This is a genomic window from Citrobacter sp. S46_ASV_140 (genome assembly GCF_018919545.1).
Lineage (GTDB): Bacteria > Pseudomonadota > Gammaproteobacteria > Enterobacterales > Enterobacteriaceae > Citrobacter > Citrobacter braakii.
In genome coordinates this window covers 12,715-25,781 of sequence record NZ_JAHLRC010000031.1, presented here as the reverse complement: position 1 = coordinate 25,781, position 13,067 = coordinate 12,715, and the positions used below count along the sequence as shown (strand labels likewise).

Annotated in this window: 13 protein-coding genes; 4 read left to right on the top strand and 9 right to left on the bottom strand. The window is 51.1% G+C overall.

Going from position 1 to position 13,067, the window contains the following annotated elements:
* Positions 1 to 15: 15 nt before the first annotated feature.
* Both KQJ19_RS10715 and dsbG read right to left on the bottom strand, forming a co-directional pair.
* On the bottom strand, positions 16 to 936 hold the full coding sequence (locus KQJ19_RS10715; RefSeq protein ID WP_049282450.1) for a LysR family transcriptional regulator: 921 nt from the start codon (positions 934 to 936) through the stop codon (positions 16 to 18).
* A gap of 205 nt (positions 937 to 1,141) precedes the next feature.
* Positions 1,142 to 1,888 (bottom strand): thiol:disulfide interchange protein DsbG, encoded by a 747-nt coding sequence (dsbG, locus tag KQJ19_RS10710; protein ID WP_216403645.1) that lies wholly within the window; start codon positions 1,886 to 1,888, stop codon positions 1,142 to 1,144.
* A 374-nt stretch (positions 1,889 to 2,262) separates the two neighbouring features.
* On the opposite strand from dsbG, the gene ahpC reads away from it, so the two are divergent.
* Together ahpC and ahpF are read left to right on the top strand one after the other, a co-directional pair.
* Positions 2,263 to 2,826, top strand: a complete 564-nt coding sequence (gene ahpC, locus KQJ19_RS10705; RefSeq protein ID WP_004859485.1) for an alkyl hydroperoxide reductase subunit C — start codon at positions 2,263 to 2,265, stop codon at positions 2,824 to 2,826.
* Between the two features lie 155 nt (positions 2,827 to 2,981).
* The gene (gene ahpF, locus KQJ19_RS10700) at positions 2,982 to 4,547 is read left to right on the top strand and encodes an alkyl hydroperoxide reductase subunit F (protein WP_016152210.1); all 1,566 of its coding nucleotides are present in this window, start codon (positions 2,982 to 2,984) and stop codon (positions 4,545 to 4,547) included.
* Between the two features lie 250 nt (positions 4,548 to 4,797).
* Here ahpF and uspG read toward each other — a convergent pair whose 3' ends face one another.
* A complete protein-coding gene (uspG, locus tag KQJ19_RS10695) occupies positions 4,798 to 5,226 on the bottom strand; it encodes a universal stress protein UspG (protein WP_016152215.1) in 429 nt (142 codons plus the stop codon).
* Between the two features lie 187 nt (positions 5,227 to 5,413).
* The gene (gene rnk, locus KQJ19_RS10690; RefSeq protein ID WP_005120853.1) at positions 5,414 to 5,824 is read right to left on the bottom strand and encodes a nucleoside diphosphate kinase regulator; all 411 of its coding nucleotides are present in this window, start codon (positions 5,822 to 5,824) and stop codon (positions 5,414 to 5,416) included.
* Positions 5,825 to 6,099: 275 nt separating this feature from the next.
* Between rnk and KQJ19_RS10685 the strand changes: the two genes are divergently transcribed.
* Positions 6,100 to 6,930 carry an alpha/beta hydrolase gene (locus KQJ19_RS10685; RefSeq protein ID WP_141874962.1) on the top strand — a complete coding sequence of 277 codons (831 nt, stop codon included), beginning with the start codon at positions 6,100 to 6,102 and terminating at the stop codon, positions 6,928 to 6,930.
* 96 nt (positions 6,931 to 7,026) lie between these two features.
* Complete coding sequence (locus KQJ19_RS10680; protein ID WP_047359504.1) at positions 7,027 to 7,650, top strand: flavin reductase family protein; 624 nt, start codon at positions 7,027 to 7,029, stop codon at positions 7,648 to 7,650.
* A gap of 41 nt (positions 7,651 to 7,691) precedes the next feature.
* Here the strand turns inward: KQJ19_RS10680 and rna are convergent, their stop codons facing one another.
* The 5 genes from rna to citF all read right to left on the bottom strand — a co-directional run bounded on the left by rna (position 7,692) and on the right by citF (position 13,062).
* On the bottom strand, positions 7,692 to 8,498 hold the full coding sequence (rna, locus tag KQJ19_RS10675) for a ribonuclease I (protein WP_103766003.1): 807 nt from the start codon (positions 8,496 to 8,498) through the stop codon (positions 7,692 to 7,694).
* Positions 8,499 to 8,608: 110 nt separating this feature from the next.
* Entirely contained in the window at positions 8,609 to 10,072 is a 1,464-nt protein-coding gene (gene citT / locus KQJ19_RS10670) for a citrate/succinate antiporter CitT (protein WP_016152219.1), read from the bottom strand.
* Between the two features lie 25 nt (positions 10,073 to 10,097).
* On the bottom strand, positions 10,098 to 11,003 hold the full coding sequence (citG, locus tag KQJ19_RS10665) for a triphosphoribosyl-dephospho-CoA synthase CitG (protein ID WP_016152220.1): 906 nt from the start codon (positions 11,001 to 11,003) through the stop codon (positions 10,098 to 10,100).
* Positions 10,972 to 11,526, bottom strand: a complete 555-nt coding sequence (gene citX / locus KQJ19_RS10660; protein ID WP_103766005.1) for a citrate lyase holo-[acyl-carrier protein] synthase — start codon at positions 11,524 to 11,526, stop codon at positions 10,972 to 10,974. Before citX ends, citG begins: the two co-directional genes overlap by 32 nt.
* Before the next feature lie 3 nt (positions 11,527 to 11,529).
* The gene (gene citF, locus KQJ19_RS10655) at positions 11,530 to 13,062 is read right to left on the bottom strand and encodes a citrate lyase subunit alpha (RefSeq protein ID WP_016152222.1); all 1,533 of its coding nucleotides are present in this window, start codon (positions 13,060 to 13,062) and stop codon (positions 11,530 to 11,532) included.
* Positions 13,063 to 13,067 lie beyond the last annotated feature (5 nt).

Below are 13,067 nucleotides of genomic sequence, written 5' to 3'. Positions count from 1 at the left end.
TGAATAGGTAAAGCTCTACTTGTTAGTCCTTTGGTCATTTTTATCATTTATTTTATTAATTAAATTAACGAAGCCAGTATTGTTGAGTGACGCTCTGTTATACATCAAAAATAAATTTATTTTGGGTAAGGGGATATCGATACGGATCTCTTTTAAATTAAATGAGCCGATATATTGTTCGTAAACATCTCTTGGTAACAGACCTATGATATCTGTGTTTGAAATAATATTAATGATCGTTATTAATGAGTCGCTGCGGAAGCCAATATCTCGATTAGCCAGCAATGCGCTGGTTTTTTGCCAGTATTCTTTAACGCCAGGATCTTCAGAGATAAGTTGCGTGAACTGTTCTTTTAATATTGTTTCAAGCGTACTTTCTCCATTAATTCTCGGATGGTTTTTGTTGCAAACTAATATTGTTTCAGCAGTTTTAAATGGCGAGCATATTATCGAACGATTACTCACTGGAGCGGTAGCAATGACTAAATCTGCTTTTCTGTAAGCCAACAGATTTTCCGTACTTTCAGCAGTGATGAGTATGTTATGGTGCTCAATTTCGACATGCGAGTCTTCTCTGAGAAAATGAATAACTTCCTCGATGTTGATAATGGTTGGCAGTTGTGGACAGTAAATAACGAATTTTTTCTTCAGACTGGAGTTATTCATGATGTTTAGTGTCTGCTCCAGACTGTTGAGGTTTTTCTCAAGATGATGATGGAGGTTAATCCCCATAATCGTTGGCGTTAGGCCTTTTCCGGAGCGGATAAACAGTGGGTCATTAAATTGTGTGCGTAGCCGTTGCAGTGACTGGCTAACGGCAGAGGGGGTGATATACAAAGTTTCGGCAGCTTTAGTGATACTCAAATGTTGATAAATACACTCAAAGATAACCAATAGATTGAGATCGAACTTTTTAAGGTCATAGAGGTTAGCCATACATACCTTCCTGTGATGGTCATGTTTTGAAAAATTTAATTCTGAAATATTTTAAGTTGTGAATATTCTTGTGATTTATGTTTGTGTGCTTAATGAATGATTAATTTAAACTAAAAATAGCACATGTTGCGTAATTTTGACCAAAAAAGTTAATTTAAATGAGTGATTGACATGGGAATGATAACAACCACTCATTTTTTCACATTTATTTATTACCCATGATAATGTTTAATTTCTCCTTATCCGGTAAGCCGACTTCCTGTTGTAACGTATCGTCTTTACTCATGTAATAGATAGCCGGCGTGACGTTGGCGCCTAAATCATCCATCAACTTTTGATTGATATTCAACACTTTCATCTGCTCCGGTGAGACGGAAGTCGGGATTTGTAGCTTCATTTTCCCACCGGATGCCTCATAGTCATGCCAGGTCTTGGCCGGATCTTTTGCGGCCAGAATCGCAGCGGCGGTAGCCGGGCTTTCGGGTTTAATTACGCCAACCAGTATTGTGCGCAACTGAACTTTACCTGAGTCTACCCACGGGCGAGCCTTTTGCCAGAACTGTTTGCAATAGGGACAGAAGGGATCGGCAAACACGTAGACAATGACCGGAGCCTCTTTTTTCCCGTCCAGAATCCAGGATGCTTTTTCCATTCGCTGCCACATTTCGCGCCCGGCAGGGGCGTAGATCTCTTTTTCTATCAGCGTATTACTGAGGTTTTCGCCTTTTTCGTTATACATATAACCGGAAATGGCGTGTTTGCCGTCAGGCGTAACATAGATAGTAACGCCCATATCCTGGTATTTTCCCAGGTAGCCCTTCATTCCACCGGGCGCGTCGAAGGGTTTCAGAATAGTAATGCCCTGTTTCTCAATAGCTTTAACGGGAGCAGGAAGTTCTTCGGCGTGCACCACGGCAGGAAGCAGGGTTAAGAGTAAGGTACGTTTAAACATTGATTTTCCTTATAAAATCAGAAGGAAAGGGGGCTAAGTTGCAAAACCTATCGCAGCCATAGGTAAGATCGACCGTCTGTCGATTGCCCTTTCTTGAGTGGGGTGATGTAATCCCAATCGCTGTTACGACCTTTGTTAAGGTAATGTAGAGCGCAACACATAGCCAGCCCTGCTGGCACTGACGTTACCTGCGGGTAGCTCGGGTAATGAGGCTCCCTGCAAAGGGGGCCTTTTTTACTTTTATCTTTAGGTTCACAACATGAGTTTGAGTGGGTTGTTAGTTAACGCTTATTGATTTGATAAAGGAAACGCATTAGCCCTGCGAAGAGATTTTCGTTAACTTATCTCTCAACGAAAACACGGAGGAAGTACAGATGTCTTTGATTAATACCAAAATTAAACCTTTCAAAAACCAGGCGTTCAAAAACGGTGAGTTCATCGAAGTAACCGAGAAAGATACCGAAGGTCGCTGGAGCGTCTTCTTCTTCTACCCGGCTGACTTTACTTTCGTTTGCCCGACCGAGCTGGGTGATGTGGCTGACCACTACGAAGAACTGCAGAAACTGGGCGTAGATGTCTATTCCGTATCTACTGACACCCACTTCACCCACAAAGCATGGCACAGCAGCTCTGACACCATCGCGAAAATCAAATACGCGATGATCGGCGACCCGACTGGCGCCCTGACCCGTAACTTCGACAACATGCGTGAAGATGAAGGTCTGGCTGACCGCGCAACCTTCGTTGTAGACCCGCAGGGTATCATCCAGGCAATCGAAGTTACCGCTGAAGGTATCGGCCGTGATGCGTCTGACCTGCTGCGTAAAATTAAAGCCGCACAGTACGTTGCCTCTCACCCAGGTGAAGTTTGCCCGGCGAAATGGAAAGAAGGCGAAGCGACCCTGGCTCCATCCTTAGATCTGGTCGGTAAGATTTAAGTCGCATAATTTGTAGGCCGGATAAACGCAGTGCATCCGGCCATTCCACAGGCGCAAGTTTGCGCCTGTTTCATTCCAGCACCATGACGCAAGTTGCATTAATGCAGTCCCGCAAAGTCGGCTTGCATGATGATGTTTTCAGAGAGGGAAGAAGAATGCTCGACACAAATATGAAAACCCAGCTCAAGGCTTATCTTGAGAAACTGACCAAACCTGTTGAGCTGATTGCTACGCTGGATGACAGCGCTAAATCGGCAGAAATCAAGGAACTGCTGACTGAAATTGCTGAACTGTCAGAAAAAGTCACCTTTAAAGAAGACAATACTCTGGCGGTACGCAAGCCATCGTTCCTGATCACCAATCCAGGTTCTCACCAGGGGCCGCGCTTTGCCGGTTCTCCGCTGGGCCATGAGTTTACCTCCCTGGTGCTGGCGCTGCTGTGGACCGGTGGTCATCCGTCAAAAGAGGCGCAGGCGTTGCTGGAGCAGATCCGCGATCTCGACGGTGATTTTGAGTTTGAAACCTATTATTCGCTTTCCTGTCATAACTGTCCGGACGTGGTACAGGCGCTGAACCTGATGTCGGTACTGAATCCACGCATCAAGCATACGGCGATTGACGGCGGTACATTCCAGAACGAAATTACCGATCGCAACGTGATGGGCGTTCCGGCGGTGTATATGAACGGCAAAGAGTTCGGTCAGGGGCGTATGACGCTGACTGAGATCGTGGCGAAAGTAGATAGCGGCGCAGAAAAACGTGCGGCACAAGAGCTGAACAAACGTGATGCTTATGACGTGCTGATTGTCGGTTCCGGTCCTGCGGGGGCGGCAGCGGCAGTGTACTCTGCACGTAAAGGTATTCGCACCGGTCTGATGGGCGAACGTTTTGGCGGTCAGGTTCTTGATACCGTTGATATTGAAAACTACATCTCGGTACCGAAAACCGAAGGCCAGAAACTGGCGGGTGCGCTGAAAGCACACGTTGATGACTATGATGTTGATGTGATCGACAGCCAGAGCGCAAGTAAACTGGTTCCGGCGGCTCAGGAAGGCGGTTTACATCAGATTGAAACGGCATCCGGCGCGGTGCTTAAAGCACGCAGCATTATCATTGCCACCGGTGCGAAATGGCGCAACATGAACGTTCCGGGCGAAGATCAGTATCGCACCAAAGGCGTAACCTACTGCCCGCACTGCGATGGCCCGCTGTTTAAAGGCAAGCGCGTTGCGGTGATTGGTGGTGGTAACTCTGGTGTTGAAGCTGCTATTGATCTGGCAGGCATTGTTGAACATGTGACGCTGCTGGAGTTCGCACCTGAAATGAAGGCTGACCAGGTGCTGCAGAATAAGCTTCGCAGTCTGAAAAACGTCGATATTATTCTGAATGCGCAAACGACAGAAGTGAAAGGCGATGGCAGCAAAGTCACCGGCCTGGAGTATCGTGACCGCGTGAGTGGCGACGTTCACAGTGTGGAACTGGCGGGTATCTTTGTACAGATAGGTCTGCTGCCAAACACCAACTGGCTGGAAGGTGCCGTCGAGCGTAATCGCATGGGTGAAATCATCATCGATGCCAAATGCGAAACCAGCGTGAAGGGGGTTTTCGCCGCTGGTGACTGCACCACCGTGCCGTATAAGCAGATCATCATCGCGACTGGTGAAGGCGCGAAGGCCTCATTGAGTTCGTTTGATTATCTGATTCGCACGACTGTAGCATAAAAAAAGTAAGACACACCTGCAATGCCAAAACCGTCAGCCATCCGCTGGCGGTTTTTTATTTCCACGCTTTCAGATTGTCAATTCTTGAAACAATAAACCGCATAACACATTCATTTAATGAGTCTGACCATTAGTTTCAGCAAAGAAAGATGAGGCGTTTTCTTTATTATATCAACCTGCATTACGTTTTCATGGTCACCCCTGTCAGGCATAAACCTGGCAGGGGTTTTCTTTAGCAAATTAGAGGCTATTAACGTACAACCAGCACTGGCAGAGTAGCGTGGCGAACAACGCTGGAAGCGTTTGAGCCGAGCAGATGAGTGCTGATTGATGGGTTGCGCGATCCAATGACGACCACATCCGCATTCAACTCTTCACCCAACTCGTTGACGACGTCACGTACGCTGCCAAAGCGGACGTGTTGTTTAATACGGGAAGGATCGATGCTGAAGTGACCGACCATCGTTTGCAGACGGGTTTCCGCTTCATGTTGTAGATGCTCTTCAAAACGACGGACATCGGCTGCAAAGCGGTGCAGGCTTAAGCTTGCTGAGCCTGGCAGCACATGCAGCAGATGGATAACCCCGTTTTCCTGTGCCAGAAATTCTGCATGGCGAATAGCCTTATCGCTCAGTTCCATTTCGAATACATCAACAGGCATTATGATTGTGTTGTACATAAACATTCTCCTTGTCATTACATGAACACATATCAGCATAGTATTAAAAATGATTCTGTCAGTCACGACACAGATTTATGTTTTGCGAACAGGAGATAAGGTGAGAGTCAGGAGCAGAGGACTAACCGGAAAGAGGATGCGGATGCATCCCCTGTAAGATAAAGCGAGTGGCTTTGATAAGACAGAGTTAGCGCAGGTAGTCGCCCGCAGCTTCAGGTTGGTACTCAAGCTCAATGACTTCGAGGTGTGTTGAGGTTCCGCCTGGTAGTTCCCAGTGAATGGTGTCGCCAACGCGCAGGCCCAGAAGTGCAGCGCCAACAGGTGCCATTACCGAAAGCTGTGTGCTGCTGTCAGTCATATTGGCCGGATACACCAGGGTACGCACACGGACTTCGCCATCACTCAGATTGCGGAATTTCACGCGGCTGTTCATGGTCACGACATCGTGCGGCATGGTTTCTGGTGAACACATTTGGGCACGATCCAGCTCGGCGTTCAGGGCGTCGGCAATCGGTAAACCAGCAAACGCAGGTTGCTCCAACAGGCGGTCAATGCGTTCCGCATCGAGGTCGTTAATGATGATAGTTGGTCTGGACATTTGTTACTCCATGTCGTCGATACTGCGGGTGCGCAGGTAAATAATCCCAAAAGAAAACCCTCACCGTCAGGCGGCAAGGGTTTAGCTTTTATGATGATACTGAGACTTACCCCTGGTTTGAAGTGATTTAGTTCACATTCAGGCAAATCATCAATATTGTTGCGTATGGTGTGATTTTAGCCGAAAAACGCGATCGTTCTCCAATTTGCATTATGCTTTTTAAGCGCTCGCTGCGGGCGCGTCAAACAACTCAGTGTTCCGCGACAGGAGATCTCATGAGCCAGTACGACAAACTTACCTTGAAAGACGGCAGCTATTTGCATTTTAAAGATTGGGGAAGTGGGCAGCCTATTGTCTTTAGCCATGGCTGGCCGCTGACGGCAGATGCGTTTGAGGATCAGATGCTGTTCCTCGGGTCGAAAGGATTTCGGGTGATCGCCCATGACAGGCGTGGGCATGGGCGTTCAGCCCAACCCTGGGATGGTCACAATATGGATCAGTATGCTGACGATCTGGCTGAACTTACCGCGCATCTCAATCTTAAAGATGCCGTACATGTCGGACACTCTACCGGGGGCGGGGAGGTGGCGAGGTACATTGGTCGCCATGGAACGCAGCGGGTAGCCAAAGCGGTGTTAATCGGCGCGGTGACGCCCATAATGATCAAGACCGACTTTAACCCAAATGGTGTGCCGAAAGAGGTGTTTGATGGCATCCGTGAGGGAGTGATAAACGATCGCGCTGCTTTCTTCTATGAACTGACCGCTGCATTTTATGGCTACAACCGCCCGGGCGTAAATGCGTCGAAAGCCGTTCGTGAAAGCTTTGTTGAACAGGGCTTACAAGGTTCCATCAAAGCGTTGTACGACTGTATTCACGCGTTTTCAGAAACTGACCTGCGTGAGGATCTCAAAAGGATGACTATCCCGACGCTGGTGATCCATGGTGATGACGATCAGATTGTCCCGTTTGAAACCTGCGGAAAGGTTGCGGCGCAAATACTGCCGGACTCGCAGTTGAAGGTGTATGTTGGCGGTTCGCATGGCATTTGCACTACCCATAAACAACAGATCAACGGCGATCTGCTCAACTTTATTCAATCGTAATCTTTAGCGGATTGTTCTACGCTGATCTTCTTTTTCCAGGGAGATGAGCGAAGCATAATTTGTGCTGCGCTGATGTTAACTTCAACAGAGAACACTATGTATTTCTATCAACCATCACAAGGACACGGCTTACCGCATGACCCGCTGAATGCCATCATTGGACCGCGCCCTATTGGCTGGATTGCCTCCCGCGACAGCGATGGTCGGCATAACCTTGCACCGTACAGTTTCTTTAACTGCTTTAATTATCACCCGCCGATTATTGGTTTCGCCAGCAGCGGCTGGAAAGACAGCGTGCAGAATATTATCGACACCGGTGAGTTTGTCTGGAATCTGACGACTCTTGAGTTGGCCAGTGCGATGAACGAAACGTCAGCCAGCTTGCCTCACGGCGAGGATGAGTTTTTTGCCGCCGGGCTTAGCAAAGCAGATAGTCGGATAGTCAGCGTGCCGCGGGTGGCGCAAAGCCCGGTCAATTTTGAGTGTCGCTTATCGCAAAGTCTGCAACTGACCACCGCTGATGGTTCGCCTGTTGAAACCTGGCTGGTGCTGGGAGAAGTGGTGGGTATTCATATTGATGAAACGCTACTGGAAGGCGGCATCTACCAGACGGCGAAAGCAAAACCGGTACTGCGTGCGGGCGGGCCAACGGCGTATTATTCGATAAGTGAAACACACCGCTTTGATTTAATTCGCCCGGATGCCCGTTCAAAACGCTAACCATATGGACCGACGCCAGCTTGCCGCGCCGGTCGTTATTTTCAGTATCCCACTTTGTCGATAATAAACTGTTTACCGCAGTTACCCGGATGTGGTTGCGGTAAGAATGACTGTGCGGATAACGTCTGGTTAATGGTGTCGGCTTTCAGGGACAACTGGATTTCTGTGAGATAGGCCGGATTGCCGTGGCAGCTTAGCTTCACGGCTTTAACGTTCTCTCTGCCCCAGCTTTTAGCGACGGCGGCGTCAAATGCGCTGCGGCTGACGGTTTTGCCGTAGTTTTCCGCGAGGAATTTGCCAGCCTCGCTGTTCTTAACCTCATTATTCATCCGTACCATCGTGCCGAAGTACGCGTCGGGATCAAAACCGAAACAGGCGCCATGTTTGGCATATTCGTAACGTTCCAGACAGGATCTCCCGCCGGCACCGGGCATTACGGCACTGAGTTTTGCCGCGCTTTCCAGCGACAGGCCCGTTTCGGGAGCCGCGCATTTACGGCTGGCGCGCGCTTCAGGCAGGTTGGGAATAGGGCGAGTCGCGCAGCCAAAGCGCATCCAGCGGCGGTTGTCTACTCCACGGGCGGCGATGGATTTTGGCAGGCTGGGCCATAAACCGTGAACGGTCAGGAAATCTGCTTTATCCGCGCTCTCTTTTTGCAGACGACATTCGTCGGGCTCTTGACGATTTCTCTCGTGTTGGCTCTGACAAAATCCGGTTTGCCAGGAGAGGGCCAGCACGTAGCTGTCAAAATCAGCGTACTGTTTTGCCTGAAGTTCGTCGGCCTGAGCTACAGAAAATGGGAGCAGAAGTGCTGCCAGCAGCGAAGAATAACGCCATGTTGATGTCATGATGATTTCGGAAACTTATATAAATTCTGAATATCATCTATTTAATCATAAAAAATGCCAGTTAGGTTTAGCTGACTGGCATCATTTTCATCAGGCGGGAACCCGAATGATTAGCTCCACATTGCCAGAATCGGCCAGCCGACCAGCAGAAGCATAGAGATGTAGATAACGCCGAAGATAGCACCCAGACGCCAGTAGTCTTTGGACTTCACATAACCACAGCCGTAGATAATAACGCCAGGGCCAGTTGCATACGGAGTCAGACAGCCCATGATACCGATGGACAGTACCAGCAGGATACACAGGTGTTCCATCGGAACGCCCGGGATGCCTTTGCCGACGGCCAGAATAACCGGCAGCATGGTGGCGGTGTGTGCGGAAAGGCTGGCAAACAGGTAGTGAGCAAAATAGAACACCAGCACCAGAACGATCACGGTCGCGTTAGGCGAGAAGCCTTCCAGGTGCGAGCTCATCGTGTTGGCGAACCAGTCGATGAAGCCTGAGCGGGTTAAACCATTCGCCATAACGACCAGCGTGGCGAGGTTAACCAGGGTGTTCCATGCGCTGTTATAACGGGTGATGTCTTTCCACGGGACAACGTGCAGCGCCAGCATCAGCGAGACTGCCAGCAGACCCACAGCGGTCGCATCAATCAGTTTACCGCCAAAGACCCACAGACCCAGGCTGAGCAGAACCAGACCGATCAGGGTCAGCTCTTTACGCGTCAGTTTACCCATGGTTTTCAGTTCATCACCAGCCCACGCGGCAACTTCAGCACTGTGAGTAACTTCTGGCTTGTAAAGAACATAGGACAGCCACGGAGCAACGATCAGCAAAATAATACCAACCGGCAGGAAGCTGAGGAACCATTGCAACCAGCTGATTTGAATACCGGCAATTTTATTGACGAATTCCAGACCCAGCACGTTAGGTGCAGCACCGGTAACGAACATAGAGGAGCTCAGGCTGGTACTGATTACCATCATCCACATCAGATATCCGCCGATACGGCGCGCGGACGGATCGTTCGGGAATGATTTAAACAGCGGCGGCAGGTTTTTGATAACCGGGAATACGGTACCACCGGTACGCGCGGTGTTGGACGGTGTAAACGGCGCCAGCAGAATGTCGATGATGACAATCGCGTAGCCCAGTGTCAGGGTGCGCTTACCCATGAATTTTACCAGGAACAGCGCGATACGACGACCCAGACCGGTGACTTCATAGCCCAGCGCGAAGATAAACGCGCCAAACACCAACCACACGGTCGTGCTGGAGAAGCCTGCCAGACCCCATTTCAGCGCTTGCTTACCCGCTTTAAACGCCGGGTCTGCCAGCTCTGAAGCATCAAACAGCAGATAGTTGCTGCCGATGACGCAGATCGTTACGGCGATAAAGCTTATCGCTGTTGCCGGGATTGGCTCCAGGATCATCCCAACAATCATTGCCACGAAAACGGCAAAATAGTGCCAGGCTTGCGGGGGCATTCCATCAGGGACAGGGATAAGAAACATGACGCCCATTACGACCAATGGGGCCAGTAATTTCCATATTTTATCTTTTGCTAAAGACATGTGTGTGATTCTCCGGAAAGGATCTTTAATTGTGATAATGATGAACTTGTGAAATCTGAGCTAAGAACCAGGTGACGATCAGCAGATCGGCGCAGCCTCCTGGGCTGAGGTTGCGTTCAATGCACTGTTGGTCGAACTGGCGCAGGTATTCGAGATCGGCAGGGGTACGAATCCCCCCTTGCTGCAATAGAGTTGTAGCCTGCTGCTGTAGCCAGCGCAGACCTTCTGCGCCGCCACGTGAAGCCACGTTGGTGTCGCCATTGATAGACATCAGCAGCAATAATGTGTCGAGTAGCGCCAGTTCAGGATCGCGGCCCTGAGTCAGCAGTGCGCGGTAGTGCGGCAGGGCATGCTGGATGACTAGCGGGTATCCCGCTTCGGCTTCGCCCCGTGCGCCGGTTAATCCCAGTTGCTGATAAAGACGTTGGCCAGCCGTGAGTTGTTGATTGTTCTGGCGCAGTTCGCGCTCGGTCAGGCCACGGCAAAATGTTGCTGCCGTAGAGCAAAGGGTTTCAGCGGTAACAGTCAGTTGGAGCTGGTGCAGGCGGCCAATGGCGGCACACAGCAGCCCCAGTGAAAAGATGCTCCCTTTATGGGTGTTTACCCCCTCGGTGGCGCGAAACATATCGGCTTCGCAGGCCATGCCCAGTGGGCGCAGTCCTTTCAACACATCTTCGGGCGACAGCTGTGCGCTAAACGCCCCATATTCAATAAAACGCGGCAGCCAGGCCTGAATTGCCTCAGCGCTGCGATGAAAATCTTCCAGCGCCATATCTTTATGTGCGCCGTTGTTAATACGATCCACCAGACCTGGTTTGGGCGACAGGTTGACTTCAGTCAACATGGCCCGCCACGCAAGCGTTGCGTAAGCGTCAGGCAGATCCAGAGGAAGGACTGCGTTATTGGTTGATGTTGCGGGAATCGGCATCATGCAGCAGAGCCTCCATCTGAGAGAGTAAGTCGGAAAGCGCGTGGGTTTTACCCCGCGCACATTCGGCAGCGCTTTGCTCGCACAGCAGACAGCGGCGGGCTGGGAGTGCGAAATGACGCCGGGACAGAATTTCCCCTTCAGGGGTCAGGACATCGATGTCCCATAGCCGTCCCAGCGGATGTGAATGCTCAAGTTCAATCGTGGCGAGCTTGAGATCGTGGGCCGGGGCCTCAATAGACAAAAGACCTTCCGGACCGCTGGCAGAAACCAGCGCCGTTTGCTCCCTGACAATCCAGGCGAATTTTTCCGCCAGCGCGAGCAGGGCGGTGACGCCGTGATTAAAGATGCGACGGGTTAATGCGCTGTCTTTAATCGGACCCGGTGCGACCACGGTAAATGAGACCAGTGGCGCGTGATGACGCGTCAGCCAGGCATGTTGCCTTGCTTGTCTCTCATCCCGGCTGGCGAGCAGCTCGGGAATCGAAACCGCGTTTTGGGTGGCGTGTTCAGGGAGCAGGCGCATGGCTTATTCCTTCACCTGATGCACAACGTCAATCACCGAGCCATCGCGGTAACGCACAACGGCAATCACGCGGTCGGTGAATTCGATAGCGCGTGGCTGACCGGTGAGCTGCTGTGCACGTTCGCGCAGCCATTCAATGGACACCACTTTCATACCGGCTTCTTTCAGACGTTCAGCCAGTTCCGGACGCGCAGGGTTAACGGCGATACCGTGGTCAGTGACCAGGATGTCTACGCTGGAGCCCGGGGTTACGCAGGTCAGGACGTTATCAACCAGCGTCGGGATGCGTCCGCGAACCAGCGGAGCGACAATGATAGAAAGCGCAGCGGCAACCGCAGTATCGCAGTGACCGCCGGATGCGCCGCGCAGTACGCCGTCAGAACCGGTCAGTACGTTAACGTTGAAGCTGGTATCAACTTCCAGCGCACTCAGCACCACGACGTCCAGACGATCGACGGAGGCGCCTTTTGAGCCCCAGTTGGCATACTGGTTGGCACTGATCTCAATGTGGTTTGGATTACGGGCCAGCGACTCAGCCGCGTTACGGTCAAAGCTCTGTACGTCCAGCAGTTTGCGAATCAGGCCTTTTTCGTGCAGGTCAACGATGGTAGCGGTGATGCCGCCCAGCGCGAAGTCAGCACGGATATCGCGGCTGCGCATCTTGTCTTCCAGGAAACGAGTAACGGCCAGAGAAGCGCCGCCGGTTCCTGTCTGCAGTGAGAAGCCTTCATTGAAGTAACCGGAGTTAGCAATGACGTCTGCCGCGCTACGGGCGATTAACAGTTCTCGCGGGTTGGTGGTCATGCGTGTCGCATCAGCACCGATTTTGTCCGCATCGCCGACCTGATCGATCTGTACAATCAGATCCACTTGATCCTGCGTAATGCTGGCCGGGTTATGCGGATAGGTCAGCAGCTGTTCAGTCAGCAGGACAACCTGTTTTGCATTTTCGGCATCGACGCGGGCATAGCCCAGTGAACCACAGCACGCTTTACCGGTATAGCCGTTAGCGTTACCAAACTGGTCACAGGACGGTACGCCGAGGAACGCCACATCAATGCTGAGTTCGCCACTTTGCACCAGGTGTACACGGCCGCCATGGGAGTGGACCTGCACAGGCTCGGCCAGCAGGCCACGGGAGATCTCTTCCGCCAGCGGGCCACGCAGCCCGGAGGTGTAAATACGGCTGACCACGCCCTGACGGATGTGCTCAACCAGCGGAGCATGGCAGTCGCTCAGGGAGCTGGAGGCCAGCGTCAGATTTTTAAAGCCCATTCTGGCGATGGCGTCCATCACCAGGTTAATCGTCAGATCGCCACCGCGAAAAGCGTGGTGGAAAGAGATGGTCATGCCATCCTGTAAACCTGAACGACGAATGGCGTCTTCCAGGTTAGCGCACAGCTTTTTGTCGCGCGGTTTTTGCGCCTGTAATTCTACTTTTGCGGTGCTCTGATAAGCGGAAAGCTCACTTTCTGCATGACGGCTCCAGGTCGCCACGCGATCCTGGCGTTGAGACTGTTCGATTTTCTGCGTCATTTTTT